This is a genomic window from Phenylobacterium soli (assembly GCF_003254475.1).
GTDB lineage: Bacteria > Pseudomonadota > Alphaproteobacteria > Caulobacterales > Caulobacteraceae > Phenylobacterium > Phenylobacterium soli.
The window spans coordinates 1010190-1034251 of the sequence record NZ_QFYQ01000001.1 but is presented as its reverse complement, the minus strand read 5'-3'; the positions used below and the strand labels follow the sequence as shown (position 1 = coordinate 1034251).

Sequence of the window (24062 nt, the reverse complement as noted above, 5' to 3'; positions counted from 1 at the left end):
GCGTCAGTCCTCGTCATTGTCACTGTCGTCTTCCTCCGGCGGCGGCTCGGCGGCCGGCTCCGGGGCGGCGATGTTGCGGATGCCCACGATCTCCGCGCCGGGGAAGGCCTGCATGACCTCCTGCACGAAGGGGTCCTGTTCGATCTGGGCGCGGACCTCGCGCTCCTGGCGCTTCTGGCGCTCCCACAGGCTCTCGGCCCCGCCGCCGCCCTGGGCGGCGATCAGCCAGCGCTCGCCGGTCCATTCCTTGAGCCGGGCGACCAGCCGCTGGGCGAGGTCGCGCGGCGCGCCGGGCGCGGGCTCGTACTCGATGGCGCCGGGGCGGAAGCTGATCGGGCGCACGAAGCGCTCCACGTCGAGCTTCAGGGAGATGTCGCGCCGCTTCTCGATCAGCGCCAGCATGTCCTCGAAGGTCTGCAGCGCCATGGTCGGCTCGGCGGCAGGCCGGGCCTGGACCTGACCTTGCGGTTGGGCGCGGGCCACGGCCGCCACGCCGCCTCCCGACGACGCCGAAGCGCCGCCGCCCGCCCCGCCCCCGGACGGCCCGCCGCCGATCGGGCCGCCGCCCACGGCCTGGCCTTCCTGCAGCCGCTTCAGCGCCTCTTCGGGCCCGGGCAGGTCGGCCGCGTAGGCGAGACGGATGATCGCCATGTCGGCGGCCGCGGCCGCATCGGGAGCCCGGCGCACCTCGTCGTAGGCCTTCAGCGTCAGCTGCCAGATCCGCGACAGGGCGCCGGCCGAGACCGAGGCGCCGATCGCCGCCAGGCGCGCCGCCTGCTCCTTGGGCATGACCAGGGCCTGCGGGCCGATCGCCTTGGCCACCGAGGCGCCATGGGTGTGGTCCAACAGGTCCAGCATCACCTGGTCCGGATTGGCGCCGTAGCCGTAGATGGTGCGGAAGGTCTCGATGGCCGGCCCGGCCTCGCCGCGCATCACCTGCTCGAGCAGGCTGATGGTCTGCGCCCGGTCGGCCAGGCCGAGCATGTCGCGGATCGATTCGGCGGTGACCGTCTGGCCGGGCTCGGCCTGGACGATGGCCTGGTCGAGCATCGACTGGGCGTCCCGGACCGAACCCTCCGCGGCGCGGGCGATCAGCATCAGCCCCTCGGCCTCGACCCGCGCCTGCTCGTTCTCGCAGATCATCTCCAGGTTCTTGACGATCACCTCCGGCTCGACCCGGCGCAGGTCGAAGCGCTGGGTGCGCGACAGGATCGTCACGGGCACCTTGCGGATCTCGGTGGTGGCGAAGATGAACTTGGCGTGCGGAGGCGGCTCTTCCAGCGTCTTCAGGAGCGCGTTGAACGCCCCCGTCGACAGCATGTGCACCTCGTCAATGATGTAGACCTTGTAGCGCGCCTCGACGGGCGCATAGCGCACCCCGTCCAGCAGCTCGCGCATGTCGGCGACCCCGGTGCGCGAGGCGGCGTCGAGCTCCAGCACGTCCATGTGCCGGCCCTCGATGATCGCGCGGCAGTGGATGCCCTCTTCGCGCAGGTCGAGCGTCGGCTCGTGGACGCTGGCGGTCTCGTAGTTGAGGGCCCGGGCCAGGAGGCGCGCCGTGGTCGTCTTGCCGACCCCGCGGACGCCGGTGAGCATGAAGGCGTGGGCGATGCGGCCGGTGGCGAACGCGTTCTTCAGCGTCCGGACCATGGCCTCCTGGCCATAGAGGTCCTCGAAGGTCCGCGGCCGGTACTTGCGCGCGATGACGGTGTAGGCGGCGCTCTCCTGCGCCGGCGCGACGTCGGGCGCCCCGCCGAACATGTCGCGCGCGTTCGGGTCACGCTCGGGCGCCTGATCGTCGTCGAGCGTGAGGTCTTCGTCCGCCATCTGGCTCTTCAGGAGAGTGAGGTGGAGACCGGACAACGACCCGGAGCGAAACTCGTTACGGCTGCTTCCTTCCGGACCTGACCGGGTTGGCGAGGCGTCCGCCCGTCGCCGATCTCCGCCCCCTATATCGCTGGTGACGGGGCTTTCCGCAACCCGCCCGACCGCCGCAGCCGGTTGTCGTGACGCCGACGCCGAGGCGCCCTACAAGGCCGCCCATGGCTCTCGACGCATTCATGAACACCTTCGCCGGCAATCCGCTCGACCGCGCGAGCGACCGCCGTTCCGACAAGGACTGGATCGCCCGCCAGCTGGCGTCCGCCGACAGCCTGGCGCTCGCCATGTGGAACGGCCAGCCGCTGGTCGAGACCGGCAAGGACGGCGGGGTGCAGATCGCCTACCTGCCGACCAAGCTCGCCGCCGAGCTGGCGGACGGCAGCGAGCGGCTGCTGTTCATGGGCCTGTGGAAGGAGACCGCGGTCTTCGCGGTGGATCTGGAGGGTCAGGCCGATCCCGGCGACGGGCCGCTGCAGGGAATGGGCAAGTTCGAGGACCTGCGCCGCATCGCCCTCAAGCTGCCGCCCACCGACGCGGCGATCGTGTCGACCGCCAAGGCGATGTTCGAGTGGCGCCGGCGACACAAGCACTGCGCGGCCTGCGGCGAGCCGACCCGCGCCGTGGACGGCGGCTGGAAGCGCCAGTGCCCGTCCTGCGAGGCCGAGCATTTCCCGCGCACCGACCCGGTCGTGATCATGCTGCCCTACCATGGCGACCGCTGCATGCTGGGCCGCCAGGAGATCTGGCCCAAGGGCATGTTCTCGGCCCTCGCCGGCTTCCTCGAGCCGGGCGAGACGATCGAGGAGGCCTGCGCGCGCGAGCTGTCCGAGGAGGCCGGCCTGCGCACCCGCAAGGTGCGCTACCACTCCACCCAGCCCTGGCCCTACCCGTCCTCGCTGATGATCGGCCTGCTGGCCGAGGTCGAGGACGACGAGGGCACGCCCGACCAGACCGAGCTCTCCGAGATCCGCTGGATCACCCGGGAGGAGGCCAGGCAGCTGATCGCCGGCGGGCTCGAGGGCATGGCCTCGCCGACGCCGATGGCCATCGCCCACCAGCTCATCAAGGCCTGGGCCGAAGAGGGCTAGGCGCGCGCGGCGCGGAACGGATCGGCCGGATAGACCCCGAGGATCTCGAAGCGCTCGGAGAAGAACCGCAGCTCCTCGAAGGCCAGGGCCAGGCCCCGGTCTTCCGGGCGGCCGTCCACCTCGGCGTAGAAGAAGGTCGCCGTGAAGGCGCCGTTCTCCATGTAGCTCTCGAGCTTGGTCATGTTGACGCCGTTGGTCGCGAAGCCGCCGAGCGCCTTGTAGAGCGCCGCCGGCAGGTTACGGACCCGGAAGATGAAGCTCGTGATGCAGGGGCTGGTGAAGGGTGGCGGCGGCGGATTGGCCTCGGCCGTCATCACCAGGAAGCGCGTGGTGTTGTTGTGCTCGTCCTCGATGTCCCGCATCAGGATATCGAGGCCGTAGATCTCGGCGGCCAGCGCCGGCGACACCGCCGCCTTGCTCCGGTCGGGATGCTCGGCGAGCAGCTTGGCGGCCCCGGCCGTGTCGCCGGTCGCCTCGGTCTTCAGCTTCATCCGGCGGATCGTCTTGCGGCACTGGCCGAGGGCGATCGGCATCGACATCGCCGTCTTCACCTCGTCCAGCGTCACGCCCGGATTGGCCATCAGCTGGAAGTGGATCGGCTTGAACCGCTCGCCGATGATCTTCAGCCCCGACGAGGGCAGGAGGTGGTGCACGTCCGCCACCCGGCCGGCGATGGAGTTCTCCACCGGGATCATGCCGAGCTGGCAGGCGCCCGACTTCACCGCCTCGAAGGCGTCCTCGAAGCTGGCGTGCGGAACGGGCTCGTAGTCCGGGAAATAGGTCGAACAGGCTTCGTGGCTGTTGGCCCCGAGCTCGCCCTGGAAGGCGATGCGCGGCTTGGTCATGGGATCTTCCCGGCGTGCCGTTGGGCGAAGGATTGGGCGGCCTTCAGGTCGGCCGGCGTGTCGACGGAGATCGGCGCGGCGTCGGCCACCGCCGCCCAGATCGAGAGGCCGAGCTCGAGCGCCCGCAGCTGTTCGAGCTTCTCGCGGGTTTCGAGCGGCGAGGGCGCGGCGGCGTTGAAGCGCTCCAGCGCCTCGCGCCGGTAGCCGTAGATGCCGATGTGACGCCACACCGGCGCGTCGCCATAGAGGGTCGAGCGGGTGAAATAGAGCGCCCGGCCGGTGCGCCCGTCCGGCTGAAGCGACAGGACCGCCTTGACCACGTCCGGGTTGGCGCGGTCGTCCGGCCCGTGCTCGGGGGCCACCACCGTGGCGATGTCGCAGTCGGTCTGTTCGGCCAGCAGGCCGGCGCAGGCGGCCAGCACCGAGGGGTCCACGAAGGGCATGTCGCCCTGCAGGTTGATGACCACGTCGTGCTCGCCCGCCGGGTCCAGTTCGCCGAGGGCGGCGAGGATGCGGTCCGAGCCGGAGGGCAGGTGCGGATCGGTCAGGACGGCGCGGCCGCCGGCCCCTTCGACGGCGGCGACGATCTCGTAATCGCCTGCCGCAACGGCAACCGGACCGGCCCCCGCCGCCTCGGCCTGGCGCAGCACGCGCACGATCATCGGCAGGCCGCCGATATCGGCCAGCGGCTTTCCGGGCAGTCGCGTCGCGGCCATGCGCGCAGGGATGATGACGATGGGGTTCATGTGAGTGTCAGGGCGGTTGCGCGAGCGGCGGTAGCGTGTAAGAGAGCCGGGCGCAATAAGGGGCGGGATTCCCGCGCGTTCGCCGACCCGACGAGGGCCGGCCGTGGAGAGGGGCCGATTTAGGATCTATGAGCGATCTCACGTTCAACAAGGTCGCCGGCGCGCTGCTGGCGACGGGCCTGGCCGTTGTCGGCCTTCGCGAACTCTCGTCCGGCGTCTTCAACAAGGAGCCCGTGGCCAAGCCGGGCTACGCCGTGGAAGTCGCCGCTGAGGGCGGTGGCGGCGCGGCCGCCGCGGACGTTCCGCCGGACTGGGGCACGGTGCTGCCGAAGGCCGACGTCGCCGCCGGCCAGGCGGTGTTCGCCAAGTGCCAGTCGTGCCACAGCCTGACCGCCAACGGCACCGGCCCGAACCTGATGGGCGTGGTGGGCCGCAAGCCTGGCTCGGAAGCCGGCTTCGCCTATTCGCCGGCCATGCAGGCGTTCGGCGCCAAGACCCCGATCTGGGACTACGACCACCTCTACGAGTTCATCAAGTCGCCGCAGGCCTACGTGAACGGCACGAAGATGACCTTCGTCGGCCTGAAGAAGCCGGAAGACCGCGTCAACCTGATCGCCTACCTGCACACCCAGGGCTCCAGCCTGCCGGTGCCGCCGCCGAAGCCGGCGGCCGCCGCGCCGGCCGCCGCGGCCGAGGGCCAGCCCACCGCCACCGGCTCGACCGCCGGCGGCGCGACCGCGGGCGGCGAGAAGTCCAACGCCGGCGGTCCGGCCGGCCAGGGCACGGGCGCTCCGGCGCCGGGCGCGCCGGCCCAGACCTCCGCCTCCAAGGCCGCCCCGACCACCGCGGGCGCCGACAACAAGAAGTAATCCGGACCTCGGTCCAGACGGAAAAGGCGGCCTTCACGGCCGCCTTTTTTGTGCCTGACGCGTGACGCCGGCGGGTAGGTCCGTGGCTCGATCTAGGGCCGCCGGAACCCCGTCGGCTCGCCGTAGCCCTGGGCCGCGATGCGCGTGATCGCCTCGTCCAGCGGCTCGACGAAGGTCATCATGTGATGGCCGTTGGCGTGGACGATCCGGTCCTCGTCCAGCCCCATGGCCACGTGCCCCTTCCAGAACACGAGGTCGCCACGACCGAAGGCCTGGCGGCCGATCTCGCTGCCCATCGCCGCCTGCTGGTCGGTGTCCCGCGGGCAGGCCCGGCCGCAGGCGAACAGCGCCGCCTGCACCAGCCCCGAGCAATCGAGGCCGATGCTCTCGCGTCCGCCCCACAAATAGGGCGCGCCGAGGAAACGTTCGGCGATGCCGGCCGGATCGGCCGCGAAGGCGCCGATCGGCGTCAGATGCTCGAGGGTCATCCAGCCGGCGCCCGCCACCCTGGCGAGCCGCCCCTCGGTGGCCTCGACCGAAACGAGCGAATTCATCGAGTAGCAGCCGAGCGCCCGCGACTTGATGCTCGGCCCTTCGAACGCATAGGTCCGCAGCGCCGAGATTCGATGCGTGGGCGCCGGGCCCACCGGCCCCAGAGCCGCCGCCGGCACGAAGCCCACATAGCCGTCGCGCCGCGCCTGGCCCCAGACCCAGCCGTTGGCCTCTTCCTCCAGCTTGTCGAACAGCTCGCCGAACAGGAGCTGGTCCATCTGCTCGGAGCCGGCGTCCGGCGCCCGATGGATCCCCGCCGCCGGGACCACGCAGGCGAGCGGCTTCGGGTCCAGATAGACTTCCGCCGCCACCACCCCTTCCAGGGTGCGGCTGGCGATGCCGTCGCGCAGCGGCGTCAGGCGCGGGTCGAGGGTCACCGGAAGCGCTCCTTGAGCAGGTTGTAGAGGCCGCGGATCGCCTGGGCCTCGCCGCCCGTCGGGCGGCCCGGCTGGCTGCGCGGGTTCCAGGCGAAGATGTCGAAGTGCGCCCAGGCGCCGGCGGGGGCGAAGCGCTGCAGGAAGAGGGCCGCCGTCACCGAGCCCGCCTGGGCCCAGCCGTCGGGGTCGTTCTTGAGGTCGGCGATGTCGCTGTCGACGGCGGGGGCGTAGCCCTTCCAGAGCGGCATGCGCCAGACCGGGTCGGCGGTCTTCCTTGCGTGCGCCTCGATGGCGGCCGCGAGGTCCTCGTCGTCCGTGTAGAAGGGCGGCAGCTCCGGCCCGAGCGCGATGCGCGCCGCGCCCGTCAGGGTCGCGAAGTCCAGGGTCAGCACCGGCTCCAGCTCGGCCGCCCGGGTCAGGGCGTCGGCGAGTATCAGCCGCCCCTCGGCGTCGGTGTTGCCGACCTCGATGGACAGCCCCTTGCGCGAGGCGATGACGTCGCCAGGCCGCATGGCGTCGCCGCTGATGGCGTTCTCCACGGCGGGCACCAGCACGGCCAGCCGCACCGGCAGCCTGGCCGCCATCACCATCCGCGCCAGGGCCAGGGCGTGGGCGGCCCCGCCCATGTCCTTCTTCATCAGCCGCATGCCGGCGGACGGCTTGATGTCGAGGCCGCCGGTGTCGAACACTACGCCCTTGCCGACGATGGCCACCAGGGGCCGCCCGGCCTCGCCCCAGGCGATCTCGATCATCCGCGGCGCGCGCTCGGCCACGGCCGCGCGGCCGACCGCATGAACCGCCGGATAGTTGGCCTCCAGCAGCCCCTCCCCCGTCACCACCGTGATCTGGGCCCCATGCTGCTCGGCGATCTCGCGGGCGATGGTCTCGATCTGCAGGGGCCCGAGGTCGTTGGCCGGGGTGTTGACCATGTCGCGGGCCAGGGCGCAGGCGTGGGCGAGGTGGCGGACCTCCGCCACGTCGACGTCCTCGGCCACCAGCCGCGGCTTGTCGGCGTCGCGCGCCTTATAGCGGTCGAAGCGGTAGCTCCCGAGGGCGAAGGCCAAGGCCGCCTGGGCGCGGTCCACCTGCGCCGGCGCCTGGGCGATGCGATAGGTCCCCGCCGGCAGCTTGGGCGGCAGGGCGCGGAAGGTCATGGCCTCGGGTGCGTCACCCAGGCCGAACAGCACCTGCTCCACCTCGCCGGCGGGCGAGAGGACGCTCACCGCCTGGCCGGCCTTGCCCTTGAACTCCGCCAGAGCCGCGGCGCCGCGCGCCAGGGGCGAGGCGGCCTGGAGGAAGGCCGGGGTCTCGGCCTGGGTGAGCGCGATGACGGGAACGGCGGCGCCTTCGGCCGCCTCGAGGATCACTTCGGACATGGGCCGAACCTCGCCCAACCGGACCGCCGCCGCAACGCCTCAGAACGCCCGTAAGGCGGCCATGAACGGCGTCGCCGGGAAGGCCATCAAGGCGCCGGCGGCGATCGCCACGCCGTAGGGCACGTTCTCGCCCGGCTCGGCGAGGCGCGCGAACCAGGACGGGCCGGTCACGACATAGGGTCGCACGTAACCCGAGCGCAGGGTGAGGAGGCCGACCGCCAGCGCGCCGCCGGCCATGCCGGTCAGGGCCGCGTAAGTCAGGGCCGCGGGCCAGCCGAGCCACAGCGAGGCGGCGGCGAACAGCTTGGCGTCGCCGCCGCCGATCCAGCCCAGGGTCCACATGGCCATGCCGAGGATGAGGCCCACGACGCCGACGCCCAGGTGAAGGCCGATCTGCGGCAGGGTCAGTCCCATGGCCGGGGCGGCCAGGGCGAAACCGGCGATCAGCGCCGCCGAGATCCAGTTGGGGATGGTGTAGCTCGTCGCGTCGCGCAGGGCAGCGACGATCACGAGAGCCGGAAACACGGCGACGAGCAGGGCCTGCAGGACGTGGATCATGGGCGCGACCTCCGCAGCCACCATGACCTGCGCCGATGAACGGAGCGTTGAGCCCGCGACGTAATGAGCCGCAAAAGAAAAGGGCCCCGCGTGGTGCGGGGCCCCTTCCGGATACGCGTCTGCCGCGAGCTTACGGCAGGTTGTTGGCCACGTTGCCGAAGGTGTTGCTCAGCTTGCCGCCGAGCAGCGGCAGGACCGCCGCGATGGCCACGGCGACGAGCGCCGCGATCAGGCCGTACTCGATGGCGGTGGCGCCGGATTCGTCCTTCAGGAAGCGCTTCACGAACATGGTCTCTCTCTCCTAGTTCTGAGCGGCGCTGACTGAACGTGGGCCGCCGAAATGCAGGCGACAGTTATCGCGAAAGTTGTGAGCGAATTACTTCGTTGTATAGTTCACTTCTATTTACCAGAACGATCGCCGCCACTGTGCGGCGGGCAAAAGAAAAGGCCCTCCGTCGCCGGAGGGCCTCGCCAGGAAAAGCTGTCTTCAGGCTTACGGCAGCTTGTTCGCCACGTTGCCGAAGGTGTTGCTCAGACGGCCGCCCAGGGTCGGGAGCACGGCGGCGATGGCGACGGCCACGAGGGCGGCGATCAGGCCGTACTCGATGGCGGTGGCGCCGGATTCGTCATTCATGAAGCGCGAAACGAACTTGGTCATGGGGTGTCTCCTTCATCGGCGGGCAGGCGGCGGGAGGCTTCGTTCACCGCCTGCTCGCCCAATCGCAGGATCAATTTCGCGCATCGCGCTTAATTCCAAGTAAAGATCTAAGTAATCGCGCTGGCTTTTCTTTGGTTTACTGGAATTAATGCTGAACAGCGGTTAAGCATACGTCCGAAACCGACGAATTTTCCCCATACATTCCGCGCATTAGGAAATTCCGAGCGCGCCGAGAAGCAGGTCGACGAGCCGGCTGTCGCCGACGATTTTTCCGTCGAGCTCGGCGACCGGACGCAGGCCGATCAGGCTGTTGGTCAGGAAGATCGCCTCGGCGGCGGCCAGATCGGCGGGCCCGAACGCCGCCTCCTCCACCGCAATCCCGAGTTCGGCCGCCGCCGCGATCAGCCGCCCGCGGACGATCCCCGGCAGCACGCCGCATCCTAGGGCCGGGGTGAACAACCGCTCGCCGCGAATCCAGAAGAGGTTGGCCGCCGCCGCGCACGCGACCTCGCCGCGGGTGTTGAGCATCACCGCCTCGTCGCAACCCCTGGCGCGGGCCTCCCGGCGGGCGAGGACGTTGTCGAGGTAGGCCAGGGTCTTCAGCCGCGAGGCCGGCGAGCCGTCGTTGCGCCGCACCTGGGCGGTGGCGAGCCTCGCCGGGGCCGACGGGATCGGCGCGGGCGCGGCGGTGACCGCGAGGGTCGGACTGAGCGTCTCCGGCCGGTCGAGGCCGCGGCCGCCGCTTCCGGCGCTCCAGCTCACCCTTACAGCCGCGCGCGCGTGCGCGAGGCCGGCCGCCCTCAGCGCCTCTTCCATCCGGCGCTCGACCTCGCCAGCCCCGGGCGCCGGCAGGCCGAGGACGGCGCAGCCCTGCGCCAGCCGCGCAAGGTGCAGGTCCAGGTGGGCGAACGCCCCGCCCTCGGAGAGCACCGTCTCGAAGAGGCCGTCGGCCAGGGTGAAGCCGCGGTCGGTGGGATCGATCACGTGAGCTTGCGGCCGCCGCCCCGGACGAACATCAGCCCCACCAGACCGACCGCAAGCAGCAGCACGATGCTGGCGAAGCCGCCCTGCTGGCTGTGGGTCAGGCGCGTGCCGAGGTTGACGAGGCTCGGGGCCAGCCAGGCCGTGGCCACGCCGGAGAGGGCGTAGACGCCGAAGAAGGCCCCCGACTGGTCCGGCGGCGTCAGGCGCGTCAGCGTCGTGCGGCTGGAGGCGTACTGGCCGGTGATGAAGATGGCGTTGTTGAAGCCGATCAAGAGATAGATCAGGTCCGGCAGGGTCCTGAACACCGGCCCGTTCCACAGCGGCGCATGGGCCGCGGCGTCGTAGCTCCAGAAATAGAGGATCTTGTCCGGCGCCATGCCGAGCAGGGCGATCAACCCGACGATCGCGCCAAAGATCTCGATGCGCAGGGCGTTCTTGGGCCCAAGCCCCGCGTCGAGCCAGCGGCCGACGAAACCGCCGAGGACCGCGACGACGCTGAGGATGATGCCGGTGACCAGCAGCTCGAGCGGCCCCCACTTCATGACACCCGCCGCCAGCACGCCGAAGAAGAACAGCACCCCGTTCATGCCGTCGACGAAGAACATCCGCGAGCCGAGGTAGATCACCGCGTCGCGGTAGTGCTGCACGGTCTTCAGCATGCCCCAGAGCTCGCGCACCCCGTCGCGGAAGGCCTTCAGCACCGGGATCTCCGAACGCGGCGCATCGGGCGTGAACAGGAAGAGCGGGATCGCCCCGATCAGCAGGATGCCCGCCGCGAGCAGCGCGACGACCCGCTCCGGCTCGTGGGCGGCTGCGCTCAGCCCGAACAGCGGCTGGGCCGGCACCCAGCTCCAGCTCACCTTGCCGGGCAGGGCGAAGGCCCAGGCGGTGAAAGCGAGCGCCAGCACCGAGGCCGCGTTGCCGAGCGACAGCGCCAGGCCTGAGGCCTTGTGGGCGCTCTCCAGGCCAGCGGCGCGCACCAGCAGCGAGTTGTGCAGCACCTCTGAGTAGGCGAACAGCACATTGACCAGCAGGGCGATGGACATGGTGGCGGTGACCGACAGCGCGCTGCCGTCGGGCTTGGCCCACCAGAGCGCGGCGATCAGCGGCGTCATCAGTCCGACCGCGATGGCCAGCCAACCCTTGCGGCGGCCCAGCTTGTCGATGGAGGCGCCCAGGAACGGCGCCGTCGCCATAACGATCCAGCCCGCATACTGCTGCCAGCGGGAGATCACCTCCTGCCCCTTGACCGGGTCGCCGACCATCACCGACGCCACGTAGGGCATGAAGATGTAGATGGTCATCAGGATCACGTACGGATCCCGACCGCCCTGGAACACCGACCACGCAACCCCGCCCCGATTGAGCTTCTGGTCACCTCCCACCGTGGCGATCACAGGTGGGTCAATGGCGGAGGCAGGGCCATGGGCTTCGAGCGAAGTCGGGTCGATCAAGAGGGGCGTCCTTCCAGGGAGTCCGCCCTTATTGAGTGGGCGGTTTGCGGCGAACGTTAGCCGCATCCCCCGAGGGGCGCTAGGCGGCGAGCTTGGCGTCGGCGGCGGCCAGCACCGCCGCGGCGTCCAGCTTCACGCCTTGCGCGGCCAGGGCCTCGCAGAGGGCCGTCAGGCAGAGCCGCACGTGCCAGGGGGTCGCTGAAGCGCCCATCAGGCCGATGCGCCAGACCTTGCCCTTCAGCGGCCCGAGGCCGGCGCCGAGCTCGAGGTCCCAGTTCTTGAGCACATGGTTGCGGACGCCCGCCTCGTCGACGCCGTCGGGCACGACCACCGCGTTGAGCTGCGGCAGGCGGTGAGCCTCGTCGACCAGCAGCTTCAGGCCCGCCGCCTCGAGGCCGGCGGCCAGGGCCTGGTGCATCTTGGCGTGGCGCACGATCGCGGCCTGCTGGCCCTCCTCGAACAGCACCACCAGGCTCTCGTGCAGGCCGTAGAGGGCGTTGATCGGCGCGGTGTGGTGATAGGTCCGGCCACCGCCCCCACTTCCATCCGGGCCGCCCCAGTAGGACATCAAGAGGTTGAAATCGAGCAGCCAGTTGCGGACCTTCTCCTTGCGGTTCCGGATGGCCTCCTGCGCCCGCTTCGACAGGGCGATGGGCGACAGGCCGGGCGGCGCGGAGAGGCACTTCTGGGTGCCGGAATAGACCACGTCGGCGTCCCAGCCGGCGACGTCCACCGCGATGCCGCCCAGCGAGGTCACGGTGTCGACCACCGACAGCGCCCCGTACTTGCGGGCCAGGGCGCAGAGCGGGCCGGCGTCGGACCGCGCCCCGGTCGAGGTCTCGGCGTGGACGAAGGCCAGCACCTTGGTCGGCGCCTCGGCGAGCGCGGCTTCCACGCGCTTCACGTCCACCGGCTGGCCCCAGTCGTGGTCGACCGTAACCACCGTCGCGCCCGCGCGGCCGGCCATGTCGGCCATGCGGCCGCCGAAGGCGCCGTTGACGGCGATCACCGCCCGGTCGCCTGGCTCCAGCAGGTTCATGATCGCCGCTTCCATGCCCGCCGTGCCCGGCGCCGGCAGCGGCACGCAGGCGTGATCTGGGGCGTTGAACAGCCGCTGCAGCGCGCCCTTGATCTCTTCCATCAGCGACTGGAACTCGGGGTCCAGGTGGCCGATGGTCGGCCGCGCCATGGCGGCGAGCACGCGGGGGCTGACGTCGGAGGGGCCCGGCCCCATCAGGATACGGCGCGGCGGCTGGAAGCTTTGCATGATCACTCCGGTGTCTTAGGCGGCGGAGTGATTAGGCCTTCGCGGCCGCCTCGCGCAATCGTCGCCGGGCCGGATCAGCCCAGCAGGCGGCCGCGGATCTGCTCGCGCTGGTCGGCGGTGAGGCCGATCGCCTCCTCCAGGTAGCCATCGAGCGACCCGTGCGCCCGGCGTATGGCGGCGAAGGCCTCGTCGAGGAATTCCGGCTCGACTCCGACGATGTAGCGGATCACCCCGTCCTCCGGCATGCGCCCGGTGGTCTCGTGGATGAAGCCCTTGATCATGTCGGCGCGGGCCGCGGCGCGCACCGGATCGTTGGTCGCCAGATAGTCGGCGCGGATGTCCTCGTCGGCGACGCCGGCGATGTGGTGGGTGAGCGCGCAGATCACGCCGGTGCGGTCCTTGCCCGCCGCGCAGTGGACCAGGATGGCGCCGTCGGTGGAGGCCAAGGCCTCGAAGTAGCGCCGGTAGAGGTCGACGTAGCGCGGGTCGAGCGGAGCGGTCCGGTAGTAGTTGGTCATGTAGTCCCGGAACGAGGCCGCCGAGAGGTCGGACTCCTGGATGAAGTCCAGCCATTCCTGGCTGTGCTCCTGCTCGGCGTCCGAGGTGATCACCACGGGCTCGGGGCCCGTCGGCCAGGCGCGGTGCGGGAAGCGCTCCCGCTCGTTGGGCCGCCGCAGGTCGACCACCACCGAAAGGCCCAGCTCGGTCAGCTTCTGGAGGTCGGCGTCGGTGGCCGCCCCATGGTGGCCCGAGCGATAGAGCAGGCCGCGCCTCAGCCCCCGCCCGCAGGCGGTGTCGTAGCCGCCGAAATCGCGGAAGTTCTCGATGCCTTCGAAGGGGATGCGGCGGGTCATGCCTCGCCCCTTACACGCAAATGATGTCGAACGTCAGACGGACGCCACGTCACCGCCGGCCGCGATCTTGAGGCGCCGTTGGGGAACCCCGCCGACGCCCTTGCCGGGTCCCGACCCGACGGGCACGGTGCGCCGCCGCCGGACCGCTCCGCGCGTGAGAGGGAGAAGACAAGATGGCCACCTTGAAGCGATGGGTGCTGCGCCGCCGACCGGCGGGCGAGATCCAGCCGGGAGACCTCGACCTCGTGGAGGAGCCGATCCGCGACCTGGCGGAAGGCGAGGTGCTGGTGCGAACCCTCTACCTGTCCCTCGATCCCACCAACCGCATCTGGATGAGCGACCAGGATCAGTACATGCCGCCGGTGGGGATCGGCGACACCATGCGCGGCGGCTCCCTCGGGGTGGTCGAGCGGTCGCGCTCCGAACGCTTCAAGCAGGGCGACGTGGTCAACGCCGGCCTCGGCGGCTGGACCACCCACGTGATCTCCGACGCCGCCTTCCTGACCCCGGCGCCGCAGCTGCCCGGCGTCCCGCTGACCGCCTACATGAGCGTCCTCGGCGCCACCGGCCTGACCGCCTGGTTCGGCATGTGCGACATCGGCAAGCCGCAGCCCGGCGAGACGGTCGTCGTCTCGGCCGCCGCCGGCGCCGTGGGCTCGATCGCGGGCCAGATCGCCAAACTGAAGGGCGCCCGGGTGATCGGCATCGCCGGCGGCAAGGCCAAATGCGACTGGCTGACCGGCGAACTCGGGTTCGACGGCGCCATCGACTACAAGAACGAGGACGTGGGGACCGCGCTCGACCGGCTTTGCCCGAACGGAATCGACGTCAACTTCGAGAACGTCGGCGGCGACATCATGGACGCCGTGGTCTCGCGGATGAACAACTTCGGCCGCATGCCCCTGTGCGGCATGATCTCGACCTACAACGACGCCGACCGTCCGGCCGGGCCGAAGGATTTCGCGCGCGTGCTGATGCACCGGCTCACCATCCGCGGCTTCATCATCATCGACTTCCTGCCCCGCGCCGCCGAGGCGATGGCCGAGCTGATCCCGTGGGTGATGGAAGGCAAGCTCAAGTGGAAGGTGCACGTGGACCAGGGGCTGGAGGGCGCCATGGATTCCCTGCAGCGCCTGTTCACCGGCAACCATGACGGCAAGCTGCTGATCCAGGTGTCGCCCGAGCCCTGAGCCCAGGGCCGCCCCGAACGTCAAAGGGCGGCCCTTTCGGGCCGCCCTCCACACGCGTTCGGTTCGGCTCTCGATCAGTGGCGGTAGGTGAAGCCCATGAAGAAGAACCGGCCGAGGTCGTAGGCCAGGTCGTTGCCGGCGCCGATGGTCATGAACGGCGGATCCTCGCCGAACAGGTTGTTGACCCCGGCGTACACCTCCGAGCCCTCCAGCGGTTTGCCGAAGCGGTCGTCCAGCCGGTAGTGCACCGAGACGTCGTGGTAGAAGGTCGGGGAGATGAACGGCACGTTCCGCTCTTCCGAACGATCCACCGACACCGGGTCGAGGTTGAACAGCGCGGCCTTGCCCACGTAGCGGGTCTGCCAGTTCACCGTCCACGGGCCCTGCTTGTAGTTGACGGCCGCCAGGCCGCGCAGACGCGGGGTGCCCTCGTTGCTGGCGTTCACCGGCCGCCCTTCCAGCACCTGGTAGTTGGACGGATCGCCCTGGAACGGGAAGTTCCGCAGACGGGCGATGTAGTCGACCGTCATGTCGAAGCCGATGGCGCCCGTCATCCACTCGGTCGGCCGCCACCGGCTGGTGAGCGGCGAGACGTCGTGGTTGTAGGTGACGTGCAGCTCGTAGCCCTGGGTGTACAGCTTCGAGGCGTTCACGAAGGTCGTCTTGACGAAGTTGATATTGCCGTCAGCACCGCGCGTGAACAGGCTGCAATAGCTCGGGTCGAGATTGGCCGAGTCGTAGCAGTTGTTGATGATGTCCTGGGCCGCGACCTGGGTGATCGCGTCCTTGATCTTGATGGCGTAGAAATCGAGCGTCACCGCCAGGCCCGGCACTACCGGCGGCTGGAAGACGATGCCGCCCGTGTAGCTGATCGACTTCTCCGGATCGAGGTTCGGGTTGCCCGAGCTCTGGCCGACGATCGAGGAGTTCAGGTTGGCCACGAAGCCGGTCGGGATGCCCTGCTTGGCGCAGTTGGCGGCGTAGTTGGCGTGGCCCGTGATGTTCTCCACCGAGCACGGATCGGTGACGTTGAAATAGCCGGGGGACGGCGGCTGGAAGGCCTCGGAGATGTTCGGGGCCCGGATGGCGCGCGAATAGGTCGAGCGCAGCTTCAGCCACGAGACCGGCCCGTAGGTGCCGCTGAACTTGTAGGCGCCCACATTGCCGACCGTGGAGTAGTCGGCGCCGCGGTAGGCCGCGTCGAAGGTCAGCTCGTCGAGCAGCGGGGCGAAGCCCTTGAACACCGGGGCGTTCACCTCGACGTAGGCTTCCTTGACGTTGTAGCCGCCCGAGGAGTCCGACGAGAGGTTCTCGGTCGAGCCGTTGACCAGGGCCGGATCGTTGACGTCCTTGGTCCGCTCCATCCGGTACTCGGCGCCGACGGCCACGCCGATCGGGCCGCCCTGCAGGTTGAAGAACCGGCTGGTGTCGAAGTTGGCGTTCAGGCTCGCCACTTCCTGGCTCAGGGTGTCGCGGGTGGCGAACGAGCCGAAGGAGTAGCCGAACACCGCCGCGTTGTTCTGCTGGCCGAACGGGTTGTACGGCACACAGCCCGGGGCGGCGCCCGCGCCGATGCCGGTCTGCGGAGCCGAGGCCACGTTGATGCGGCAGGCCGGCTTGCCGGTGGCCGGGTCGATCACGGAGTCTAGCGCCGCAGCGAAGTTCTCGGTGATCATCAGGCTGTTGTTGGTGATGTGGTTCTTCACCTTGCCGTAGTTCAGCGAGGCGTCCCACTTCACGGTCGAGAAGCCGGCGTCGAAGTCACCGTTCAGCCCGGCCACCACGCGATAGGTCTTGCGGGTGATGTCCTGGGTCCGGCCGCCCGGCTGCAGGAAGGCCGAGATGAAGGGATAGTCGGCGGCGTCCGTGCCGGCGAGCGCCGCGGCCAGGTCAGGCCGGATGAACGCGTTGTCGGGGGCCAGCTGGTAGTCGCCGAAGGTGTAGGACGGCTGCACCGCGTTGCTGACGTCGGCCTGGACGTACTTGGCGTCGAGGGTGGCGTGCAGGTGGTCGGTGACGTCGAAGGCGAGGCGGAAGTCCGCGCCCTTGGTGTCGACCGGCGAGGCCTCCTGGTTGTAGTCGCTCTCGAAGTAGCAGTCCTGGCAGTCGGCCGGCAGCTGGCCGAAGGCGAAGCTGTTGTAGCCCGTGCGCTTCGCCACCGGGATCAGGTTGCCCTGGCGGTCGAAGGCGAACTGCGGGGCGAAGGTGTTGGCGTTGAGCAGGGTGCCGTTGGGCCCGAGGTACTCACTGCCGACGTGCGGGACGTAGATGGTGTCCGGGATGTGGTCGTTGCGGATCGGCGGGCGGCTCGACAGGAAAGTCGGGTCGACGCGGCCGGTCAGGTCGGCGGGGTTGGTGATGCGGCCCCAGTCGTTGGCGCCTGGGACGTTGCGGACCCAGATCGTCCGCTCCTTCTGCCAGAAGCCGGTGAGGTTCACGTTCAGCCGGTCGTCCAGGTAGCTGTGGCCGGCCATGAAGCTGCCGCTGTACTTCGTGCCGAAGCCATCGTAGCTGCCGATCTGGGCGTTGGCCTGGAAGCCGTCGAAGCGCTTCTTCAGGATGATGTTGACGACGCCCGACACCGCGTCCGAGCCGTAGATGGCCGAAGCGCCGCCGGTGACCACTTCCACGTGGTCCACGAGGGCGGTCGGAATCGAGTTGATGTCGACCGCGTTGTAGCTGACGTCGCCGTTCACGTGACGCTGGCCGTCGACCAGCACCAGGGTGCGCGACGGGCCGAGGTTGCGCAGGTCGAGCGCGCTGATGCCGGCAGTGTTGGAGAAGTTGTTCGAGTTCGCCCGGACGGTGCTGTTGGCGCCGACGGCCGGCAGCTGGACGATGATGTCGCCGAGGTTCTGCGGACCGGCCTGCTGGATCATGTTGGACGAGACCACCGACACCGGGGTCGGCTGCTCGAGGTTCGGCCGCGGAATGCGCGAGCCGGTGACGATCACTTCCCCGACGCTGTTGTCCGACGCCGCCGTCTGGGCCGACGCAACTCCAGCGAGCGTCATTCCAGCGAACAACGTTGTGCCCAACAGGGCAGATTTCCAGGCGATATTCATGCCCACTTCCCCAACAAATGACAAAAACGATCGCTGTTACGCGACGTTACGTAGGGAATAATTGGATGGCACGGTATGGGAGCGCGGCCACAAGATAACCGCAGTATCTCAACCTTTACGTGAGCGTAGTGACCTCGGCGCCACAATTCTGTCGCCTTGCGGCTCAGCCAGGGGCAATTGTGACGCCGTCGTCCGAACGGCGTCACCCGATCCCTCAGGCGAGCGGCTTCACCGGAACGGCGGCTCGTCGAAGCTGCGGAGCTTGCGCGAGTGCAGCCTGGCGCCCTCCTGGCGGAGCAGGTCCATGGTGGCGATGCCGATCTGCAGGTGCTGGCCGATGGCCCGCTCGTAGAAGGCGTTGGCCTGGCCGGGCAGCTTGATCTCGCCATGCAGCGGCTTGTCGGAGACGCAGAGCAGCGTCCCGTACGGCACCCGGAAGCGGTAGCCTTGGGCGGCGATGGTGGCGCTCTCCATGTCGATCGCCACCGCCCGGCTCTGGTTGAACTGCTGGGCGGAGGAGGAGTAGCGGAGCTCCCAGTTGCGATCGTCGGTGGTCACCACCGTGCCGGTGCGCAGGCGCCGCTTCAGCACCTCGCCGCTTTCGCCGGTGACGATCTCGGCGGCGCGGTTCATGGCCACCTGGATCTCGGCGATCGGCGGGATCGGGATCTCCGGCGGCAGCACCCGGTCGAGCACGTTGTCGTCGCGCAGATAGGCGTGGGCCAGGACATAGTCGCCGATGGTCTGCGAGCCCCGCAGGCCGCCGCAGTGGCCGATCATCAACCAGGCCTGCGGCCGTAGCACCGCCAGGTGGTCGCAGATCGTCTTGGCGTTAGAGGGGCCGACGCCGATGTTGACCAGGGTCACCCCCCGCCGGCCCTCGGCCATCAGGTGGTAGGCCGGCATCTGGTGCTTGCGCCAGGCGCCGGCGGCGATCTGCGCCTCCGGCTCCGGGGTGTCGGCGGTGACGTGCACATGGCCCGCGGCCGACAGCGCCGTGTAAGGCCCGCCGGCCTTCAGCTGCTGGCAGCCCCAGCGGACGAACTCGTCCACGTAGCGATGGTAGTTGGTGAACAGGATGTACTGCTGGGTGTGCTCCGCCGGCGTGCCGGTGTAGTGCGCCAGCCGCGCCAGGGAGAAGTCGGCGCGCAGGCCGTCGAACAGGGCCAGCGGCCGCGGCCCCTCGCCGGGGGTCAGCCAGGAGCCGTCGGCGATCTCGTCGCCGATGTGGGCCAGTTCCGTGGTCGGGAAGTGGCGGGCGATATCCTGCGAGCTGCGGTCGGCCAGCTCGATGTCGCGGGCCCCGTCCAGCACATAGGGGAAGGGGATTTCCTGGGTCGAGCGGGCGACCTCCACCTCGACCTCGAAGTCCTGCTGCAGCAGGGACAGCTGCTCGGTCAGGTAGTCGCGGTAGAGGTCCGGCCGGGTGACCGTCACCGCGTACTGGCCGGGCAGTCCGATGCGCGCGAAGGCGCGGCTGATGCGGGGATAGGGCCGTCCCTGCGGCCAGTGGAGCCGAAGCTCGGGATAGGTGAATGCCCGGTCGGCGCGCAACCTCGGGTCGGGCGGGGTTCCGTTGGCGAGGAACTCCCGGAGCGAGTTCCGGAGCGCATCGACGCTGCTCCGGTATTCATCTTCCAGCCGATCGACGATGCCGGCTGCATTCCTTTCAGTCATCATCGCGATTTATAGGCATGCAAGGCCCCGCTTGGCGAGCCGGCGGAATGGACGCGCCCGCACTTCGGGCTACAAAGGTCAAAACATTCCCCGGGGCGTCCTCTCCATGAATCGCAAGTTCACGAGCTTCCTCATCGCCGCCATGGTGCTCGGCGTGGCGGTCGGATGGGGGCTCAACCAGTACGCCTCGCCGGCCCAGGCCAAGACCGCGGCCGAGAACCTGTCGATCGTCACCGACGTCTTCCTGCGGCTGATCAAGATGATCATCGCGCCCCTGGTGTTCTCGACCCTCGTCTCGGGCATCGCCCACATGGAGGACGCCGCCACCATCGGCCGGACCGGCGCCAAGACGATGGGCTGGTTCATCTCGGCCTCGATCGTCTCGCTCCTGATCGGCCTCCTGATGGTCCACCTGCTGCAGCCGGGCGCGGGCCTCTCCCTCGCCCTGCCCGACGCCGGCCAGGCGACGAGCGCGGTCGACATGTCGAAGTTCACGCTCAAGAACTTCATCGTCCACGTCTTCCCGAGCTCGATCGTGGACGCCATGGCCAACAACGAGATCCTGCAGATCGTGGTGTTCTCGATCTTCGTCGGCACCGCCGTGGCCTCGATCGACGACCGCGCTCCGGCCGTCCTCGCCCTCGTCGAGCAGGTGGCCGCCATCATGCTCAAGGTGACCGGCTTCGTGATGCGCACCGCGCCGCTGGCGATCTTCGCCGCGCTCGCCTCGACCGTCGCCACCCAGGGCCTGTCGATCCTGGCCACCTACGCCAAGTTCGTTGGCGGCTTCTATCTATCGCTCGGCCTGCTCTGGGGCCTGCTGATCGGCGCGGTGGTGCTGATCGTCGGACCGCGCGCCCTGAAGCTGATCGCCGCCATCCGCAGCCCGGCCCTGCTGGCCTTCTCCACCGCCTCCTCGGAGGCCGCCTATCCACGCACGCTCGAGGAGCTGCAGAAGTGGGGCGTCAGCCGCAAGGTGGCGAGCTTCGTCCTGCCGCTCGGCTACTCGTTCAACCTCGACGGCTCGATGATGTACTGCACCTTCGCGACCCTGTTCATCGCGCAGGTCTATGGCATCCATCTCTCAATCGCCCAGCAGGTCACCATGCTGCTGCTGCTGATGGTGACCTCAAAGGGCATGGCCGGCGTGCCGCGCGCCTCGCTGGTGGTGATCGCGGCCACCCTCACCTACTTCAACCTGCCCGAGGCCGGCCTGCTGCTGATCCTCGCCGTCGACCACCTGCTCGACATGGGCCGCTCGGCCACCAACGTGGTGGGCAACTCGGTAGCCGCCGCCGTCGTCGCCCGCTGGGAGAACCAGATCGAGCCCCCGGAAGCGCAACCCGCGAGCGCCTGAGCCTGGCTCCTTCCCGGAGCGCACCGTCGCAGCCGCAGCTGAGGGAAGACATGGAGATCCGCCGGGACGATCTGTCCAGCGCCGAGACCCAGGCGCTCCTCCGGCTGCACCTGGCGGGCATGCACGCCAATTCGCCGCCGGGCCACGTGTTCGCGCTCGACCTGTCTGGACTGAAGACGCCGGACGTGACGGTCTGGAGCGCCTGGGCGGGCGAGGCGATCCTGGGAATCGGCGCCCTGCGGCGGCTGGACGCCGCCGCCGGGGAGGTGAAGTCGATGCGCACCCACCCCGACCACGTGCGCAAGGGCGTCGCCGCGGCCATCCTCGAGCGCATCATCGCCGAGGCGCGCGCCCAGGGGCTCGAGCGCCTCAGCCTCGAGACCGGCAGCGGCCCGGCCTTCGAGCCGGCCCTGCGGCTCTACCGCCGGCGCGGCTTCGTCAACGGCGAGGCGTTCGGCGATTACGAGGGCAGCGAGTTCAACCAGTTCCTGCACCTGCGGCTGACCTGACCTCCCCGGGGGCGGTGAGCGAGCCCGGCGGGAGCCTCGCCCTTAGATCCAGATTCACCATGTCCCTTGACCTGGGATTCACCTCACCTGGGCTCTTGTTCGGGTCTCTGTCCCTTGGTCCGAGGCCAAGCCCCGCGTGCCGGAACGTCCGCATATGGTCGAGTCAGCCGAACTCTCAGCGCTCGCCGCCCGCGTGGCCGAGCTCGAGTCCGAGCGCGAACTGACTCTGCGCCTGGCGCAGACGGACTCGCTCACCGGCCTGGTCAACCGGGGCGCGTTCACCGCCGCCCTCTGCGACCGGCTCGACCATGCGCGCGTGCAGGGCGGGCGGGTCGGCCTGTTCGTCATCGACCTCGACCGCTTCAAGCACCTCAATGACACCCTCGGCCATCACGCCGGCGACCTGCTGCTGGCCGAGATGGGCCAGCGCTTGCGCGAGGACGCGCAGGACGGCGAGCTCGTGGCGCGCCTGGGCGGCGACGAGTTCGCCCTGATCTCCGACGTCGCCGACGTGGCCGCCCGCGCGGCCCGGCTGCTGCAGCGACTCAGCCAGCCCCTGGCCATCTACGGCCGCAGCGTCTCGCCGGGAGCCTCGATCGGCGTGGCGGTCTATCCCGGCGACGCCGGCGACGCCTCGGACCTGCAGCGCTTCGCCGACATGGCGCTCTACCGGGTGAAGACCCGCGGCGGCCGGCGCTGGAGCGCCTTCGACGCCGAGCTTCGCGCCGAGAACGAACGTCGCCATACCCTCGAGGCCGAGCTTCGCCGCGCCATTCCGGCCGGCGAGATCGAGCCCTGGTTCCAGCCGGTGGTCGACGCCTCCAGCGGGCGCTTCGTCGGCGTCGAGGTCCTGGCGCGGTGGAACCATCCCGAGCAGGGACTGCTGGCGCCCGCCGCCTTCGTGCCGATCGCCGAGGAGCTCGGCATCATCGGCCGCATCGACGAGGCGGTGTTCGAGGCCGCCTGCGCCCGCGCCGCGCCCTGGGTCGCGGCCGGCCTGATCGAGAGCATCTCGTGCAACGTCAGCCCGCGCGACCTCCTCGACCCCGCCTTCTCGCGCAAGCTGATCGGGCGCCTCGCGCGCACCGCCCTGCCCGCGACCGCCCTGACGGTGGAGATCACCGAGACCTTCCTCCTGCAGGACCTCGGCCTCGCCCGCCGGCACATCGAGCGGCTGGCGGCCAAGGGCGTGCGCATCGCGCTCGACGATTTCGGCACCGGATATTCCAACGTCCGGGCGCTGATGAACCTGCCGATCCAGACCGTGAAGCTTGACCGCAGCCTGATCGAAGCCGTCGGCCGCGACGCGCGGGTGTCCAAGCTGGTCAGCTCCATGCTGCACGCCGCCCGCGCCCTGGGCGTCGGCATCGTCGCCGAAGGTGTCGAGGAAGAGGCCCAGGCCCTGTTCCTCCGCGCCGCCGGCTGCGACCGCATGCAGGGCTATCTGTTCGCCCGGCCGATGCCGGCCGAGGCCATGGAGCGCCAGCTCCGCGAGGGCCTCAGCCTCACCCTCGACCGGCCCGAACGGCGCCTCGAAACCCCGGCCGAGATCCTCCGTCGCCGCCTCGGCTGAAATTGCAGTTGAGGTCGTCGGGATCAAACAGGCGGCGCCGTGAGTTTCCTCTCCGCCCAAAGGCCGCCCGGGCTCGTTGAGACCCGGGACGGTCGCCCCTTGTCGGAGGAGACGTGTCTCGATGCGTACAGCAGCAACGAAGCTTACCCTCACGGCCCTGCTGACCGGCGCCGTCGCGCTCAGCGGCTGCGCTTCGATCGATTCGGTGAAGCGCGCCCAGGCCACGGCCGATCAGGCCCTGGCCATGGCGCAGTCGGACCAGGCCGCCTCGCAGCATGCGCAGTCGAGCGCCGATGCTGCCGCGGCGGCGGCCCAGCGCGCCCAGTCCAGCGCCGACGCCGCGGCCAGCGCCGCCCAGTCCGCCCAGAGCGCGGCCCAGGCGGCCAGCGCCCAGGTGGGCGACCTGTCGACCCGCGTGGACCGCATGCAGCGCCAGCGCGCGACGAGCGGCAAGCGCCACCACCGCACGCGCCACCACGCGCCGGCGGCGACCGGCGCCAACGCGGGCGAGCGCGGCTAGGTCCTGCGCTGCGGTTCCGGTCGCCCTGGGGGCGACCGGAAGCGCCTGGGGACGTTCAGCCCCTCGGCGACCGGAACCGCAGGTGCAGCTCGGTTTCGATGAGCTGACGGCGATGGTCGATCAGCCGCCGATGCTCGGCCGGCAGGGAGACGCCGACAATGGCTCCCTGGCCGCTGGCCAGGTCGCCGACCGGCAGGTCCATGACATAGGCCAGGAACGGCGCCCCGCCGCGGCCGCGCAGCACGATCTCGCCGTCCCAGGCCTCGCCGGCCTGTAGCCGGGCCATGATCGCCTCGGCCTCGGCGCGGCTGTAGCTGGCCGGCGTCAGGTCGACGACGTTTTGCCCGAGCGCCTCCTTGGCCTTCCACCCGTAGAGCCGCTCGGCCGCGTCGTTCCAGTAGGCGACCACGCCGGCGATGGTGGTCGCGATGACCGCGGTGTCGATGTAGGTCGGAATAGGATCGAGCATCAGCGCGGCGATGGCGGCGACGGCTTCGGCGACGCCGGACGGCAGAAGATCACGTTCGAACATGCAGGCTCCCGAGACCTGACCTCACAAGCCGCAGCGCGCCTCGCGCGGCTTTGATCTTCCGCAAAACGCCGTCGCGCTCCGCGTGGCTTCCGGCCGCGCTCGCGAACCCCCATATTCCGATCCTGGGCCG

General features: G+C 69.9%; 22 protein-coding genes and 1 other RNA gene. 7 read left to right on the top strand and 16 right to left on the bottom strand.

The window, feature by feature from the left end; translation table 11 throughout:
- Positions 1-3: 3 nt before the first annotated feature.
- Positions 4-1827, bottom strand: a complete 1824-nt coding sequence (locus DJ017_RS05195; protein ID WP_111527709.1) for a DNA polymerase III subunit gamma/tau — start codon at positions 1825-1827, stop codon at positions 4-6.
- A gap of 19 nt (positions 1828-1846) precedes the next feature.
- Positions 1847-1945: signal recognition particle sRNA small type (ffs, locus tag DJ017_RS05190), an RNA gene on the bottom strand.
- A gap of 97 nt (positions 1946-2042) precedes the next feature.
- Here ffs and nudC point away from each other — a divergent pair.
- On the top strand, positions 2043-2969 hold the full coding sequence (gene nudC, locus DJ017_RS05185; protein WP_111527708.1) for an NAD(+) diphosphatase: 927 nt from the start codon (positions 2043-2045) through the stop codon (positions 2967-2969).
- On the opposite strand, the gene DJ017_RS05180 is transcribed toward nudC, so the two are convergent.
- Both DJ017_RS05180 and DJ017_RS05175 read right to left on the bottom strand, forming a co-directional pair.
- Positions 2966-3814, bottom strand: coding sequence for a prephenate dehydratase (locus DJ017_RS05180; RefSeq protein WP_111527707.1), 849 nt, complete (start codon positions 3812-3814; stop codon positions 2966-2968). The two genes, nudC and DJ017_RS05180, sit on opposite strands and share 4 nt — an antisense overlap.
- Positions 3811-4560: a 3-deoxy-manno-octulosonate cytidylyltransferase gene (locus DJ017_RS05175; RefSeq protein WP_111527706.1), complete on the bottom strand. Its 750-nt coding sequence runs from the start codon at positions 4558-4560 to the stop codon at positions 3811-3813. The genes DJ017_RS05180 and DJ017_RS05175 overlap by 4 nt, the downstream gene beginning before the upstream one ends.
- 128 nt (positions 4561-4688) lie before the next feature.
- Here DJ017_RS05175 and DJ017_RS05170 point away from each other — a divergent pair, with 128 nt between their 5' ends.
- Positions 4689-5429, top strand: coding sequence for a c-type cytochrome (locus DJ017_RS05170; protein ID WP_111527705.1), 741 nt, complete (start codon positions 4689-4691; stop codon positions 5427-5429).
- Positions 5430-5521: 92 nt separating this feature from the next.
- Here the strand turns inward: DJ017_RS05170 and DJ017_RS05165 are convergent, their stop codons facing one another.
- From DJ017_RS05165 to DJ017_RS05125, 9 genes are all read right to left on the bottom strand, one after another.
- Positions 5522-6358 (bottom strand): C40 family peptidase, encoded by an 837-nt coding sequence (locus DJ017_RS05165; RefSeq protein ID WP_111527704.1) that lies wholly within the window; start codon positions 6356-6358, stop codon positions 5522-5524.
- Positions 6355-7734: a leucyl aminopeptidase family protein gene (locus tag DJ017_RS05160; protein WP_111527703.1), complete on the bottom strand. Its 1380-nt coding sequence runs from the start codon at positions 7732-7734 to the stop codon at positions 6355-6357. The genes DJ017_RS05165 and DJ017_RS05160 overlap by 4 nt, the downstream gene beginning before the upstream one ends.
- A 39-nt stretch (positions 7735-7773) precedes the next feature.
- Complete coding sequence (locus DJ017_RS05155) at positions 7774-8289, bottom strand: A24 family peptidase (protein WP_111529980.1); 516 nt, start codon at positions 8287-8289, stop codon at positions 7774-7776.
- A 133-nt stretch (positions 8290-8422) separates the two neighbouring features.
- Positions 8423-8581: a Flp family type IVb pilin gene (locus DJ017_RS05150; protein WP_111527702.1), complete on the bottom strand. Its 159-nt coding sequence runs from the start codon at positions 8579-8581 to the stop codon at positions 8423-8425.
- A 204-nt stretch (positions 8582-8785) separates the two neighbouring features.
- The gene (locus DJ017_RS05145; RefSeq protein ID WP_111527701.1) at positions 8786-8950 is read right to left on the bottom strand and encodes a Flp family type IVb pilin; all 165 of its coding nucleotides are present in this window, start codon (positions 8948-8950) and stop codon (positions 8786-8788) included.
- Positions 8951-9160: 210 nt separating this feature from the next.
- Positions 9161-9934 (bottom strand): aminotransferase class IV, encoded by a 774-nt coding sequence (locus DJ017_RS05140; protein ID WP_111527700.1) that lies wholly within the window; start codon positions 9932-9934, stop codon positions 9161-9163.
- Positions 9931-11238 carry an MFS transporter gene (locus tag DJ017_RS05135; protein ID WP_227000028.1) on the bottom strand — a complete coding sequence of 436 codons (1308 nt, stop codon included), beginning with the start codon at positions 11236-11238 and terminating at the stop codon, positions 9931-9933. The genes DJ017_RS05140 and DJ017_RS05135 overlap by 4 nt, the downstream gene beginning before the upstream one ends.
- A 229-nt stretch (positions 11239-11467) precedes the next feature.
- Positions 11468-12655, bottom strand: a complete 1188-nt coding sequence (locus DJ017_RS05130) for a pyridoxal-phosphate-dependent aminotransferase family protein (RefSeq protein WP_227000027.1) — start codon at positions 12653-12655, stop codon at positions 11468-11470.
- A 74-nt stretch (positions 12656-12729) separates the two neighbouring features.
- Positions 12730-13509, bottom strand: coding sequence for a tyrosine-protein phosphatase (locus DJ017_RS05125; RefSeq protein ID WP_111527697.1), 780 nt, complete (start codon positions 13507-13509; stop codon positions 12730-12732).
- 173 nt (positions 13510-13682) lie between these two features.
- Between DJ017_RS05125 and DJ017_RS05120 the strand changes: the two genes are divergently transcribed.
- On the top strand, positions 13683-14699 hold the full coding sequence (locus tag DJ017_RS05120; protein WP_111527696.1) for an NADP-dependent oxidoreductase: 1017 nt from the start codon (positions 13683-13685) through the stop codon (positions 14697-14699).
- A gap of 74 nt (positions 14700-14773) precedes the next feature.
- Here the strand turns inward: DJ017_RS05120 and DJ017_RS05115 are convergent, their stop codons facing one another.
- Together DJ017_RS05115 and DJ017_RS05110 are read right to left on the bottom strand one after the other, a co-directional pair.
- Positions 14774-17713 (bottom strand): TonB-dependent receptor plug domain-containing protein, encoded by a 2940-nt coding sequence (locus DJ017_RS05115; protein ID WP_165830528.1) that lies wholly within the window; start codon positions 17711-17713, stop codon positions 14774-14776.
- Positions 17714-17992: 279 nt separating this feature from the next.
- Positions 17993-19444, bottom strand: coding sequence for an AMP nucleosidase (locus DJ017_RS05110; protein ID WP_377284527.1), 1452 nt, complete (start codon positions 19442-19444; stop codon positions 17993-17995).
- A 103-nt stretch (positions 19445-19547) separates the two neighbouring features.
- Here DJ017_RS05110 and DJ017_RS05105 point away from each other — a divergent pair, with 103 nt between their 5' ends.
- From DJ017_RS05105 to DJ017_RS05090, 4 genes are all read left to right on the top strand, one after another.
- A complete protein-coding gene (locus DJ017_RS05105) occupies positions 19548-20798 on the top strand; it encodes a dicarboxylate/amino acid:cation symporter (RefSeq protein WP_111527694.1) in 1251 nt (416 codons plus the stop codon).
- A gap of 50 nt (positions 20799-20848) precedes the next feature.
- Entirely contained in the window at positions 20849-21307 is a 459-nt protein-coding gene (locus DJ017_RS05100; RefSeq protein WP_111527693.1) for a GNAT family N-acetyltransferase, read from the top strand.
- 154 nt (positions 21308-21461) lie between these two features.
- Positions 21462-22880, top strand: coding sequence for a putative bifunctional diguanylate cyclase/phosphodiesterase (locus tag DJ017_RS05095; protein ID WP_111527692.1), 1419 nt, complete (start codon positions 21462-21464; stop codon positions 22878-22880).
- 121 nt (positions 22881-23001) lie between these two features.
- Positions 23002-23400 (top strand): hypothetical protein, encoded by a 399-nt coding sequence (locus DJ017_RS05090; RefSeq protein ID WP_111527691.1) that lies wholly within the window; start codon positions 23002-23004, stop codon positions 23398-23400.
- 55 nt (positions 23401-23455) lie between these two features.
- Here DJ017_RS05090 and DJ017_RS05085 read toward each other — a convergent pair whose 3' ends face one another.
- A complete protein-coding gene (locus DJ017_RS05085) occupies positions 23456-23932 on the bottom strand; it encodes a PAS domain-containing protein (RefSeq protein WP_111527690.1) in 477 nt (158 codons plus the stop codon).
- Positions 23933-24062 lie beyond the last annotated feature (130 nt).

Coding starts and splice junctions, on each gene's coding strand:
- DJ017_RS05175 (WP_111527706.1), bottom strand. CDS start 4,560: ATGAACCCCATCGTCATCATCCCTGCGCGCATGGCCGCGACGCGACTG.
- DJ017_RS05120 (WP_111527696.1), top strand. CDS start 13,683: ATGGCCACCTTGAAGCGATGGGTGCTGCGCCGCCGACCGGCGGGCGAG.
- DJ017_RS05100 (WP_111527693.1), top strand. CDS start 20,849: ATGGAGATCCGCCGGGACGATCTGTCCAGCGCCGAGACCCAGGCGCTC.
- DJ017_RS05130 (WP_227000027.1), bottom strand. CDS start 12,655: ATGCAAAGCTTCCAGCCGCCGCGCCGTATCCTGATGGGGCCGGGCCCC.
- DJ017_RS05110 (WP_377284527.1), bottom strand. CDS start 19,444: ATGATGACTGAAAGGAATGCAGCCGGCATCGTCGATCGGCTGGAAGAT.
- DJ017_RS05170 (WP_111527705.1), top strand. CDS start 4,689: ATGAGCGATCTCACGTTCAACAAGGTCGCCGGCGCGCTGCTGGCGACG.
- DJ017_RS05195 (WP_111527709.1), bottom strand. CDS start 1,827: ATGGCGGACGAAGACCTCACGCTCGACGACGATCAGGCGCCCGAGCGT.
- DJ017_RS05095 (WP_111527692.1), top strand. CDS start 21,462: ATGGTCGAGTCAGCCGAACTCTCAGCGCTCGCCGCCCGCGTGGCCGAG.
- DJ017_RS05115 (WP_165830528.1), bottom strand. CDS start 17,713: ATGACGCTCGCTGGAGTTGCGTCGGCCCAGACGGCGGCGTCGGACAAC.
- DJ017_RS05145 (WP_111527701.1), bottom strand. CDS start 8,950: ATGACCAAGTTCGTTTCGCGCTTCATGAATGACGAATCCGGCGCCACC.
- DJ017_RS05180 (WP_111527707.1), bottom strand. CDS start 3,814: ATGACCAAGCCGCGCATCGCCTTCCAGGGCGAGCTCGGGGCCAACAGC.
- DJ017_RS05135 (WP_227000028.1), bottom strand. CDS start 11,238: ATGACCATCTACATCTTCATGCCCTACGTGGCGTCGGTGATGGTCGGC.
- nudC (WP_111527708.1), top strand. CDS start 2,043: ATGGCTCTCGACGCATTCATGAACACCTTCGCCGGCAATCCGCTCGAC.
- DJ017_RS05085 (WP_111527690.1), bottom strand. CDS start 23,932: ATGTTCGAACGTGATCTTCTGCCGTCCGGCGTCGCCGAAGCCGTCGCC.
- DJ017_RS05125 (WP_111527697.1), bottom strand. CDS start 13,509: ATGACCCGCCGCATCCCCTTCGAAGGCATCGAGAACTTCCGCGATTTC.
- DJ017_RS05150 (WP_111527702.1), bottom strand. CDS start 8,581: ATGTTCGTGAAGCGCTTCCTGAAGGACGAATCCGGCGCCACCGCCATC.
- DJ017_RS05160 (WP_111527703.1), bottom strand. CDS start 7,734: ATGTCCGAAGTGATCCTCGAGGCGGCCGAAGGCGCCGCCGTTCCCGTC.
- DJ017_RS05090 (WP_111527691.1), top strand. CDS start 23,002: ATGCGTACAGCAGCAACGAAGCTTACCCTCACGGCCCTGCTGACCGGC.
- DJ017_RS05105 (WP_111527694.1), top strand. CDS start 19,548: ATGAATCGCAAGTTCACGAGCTTCCTCATCGCCGCCATGGTGCTCGGC.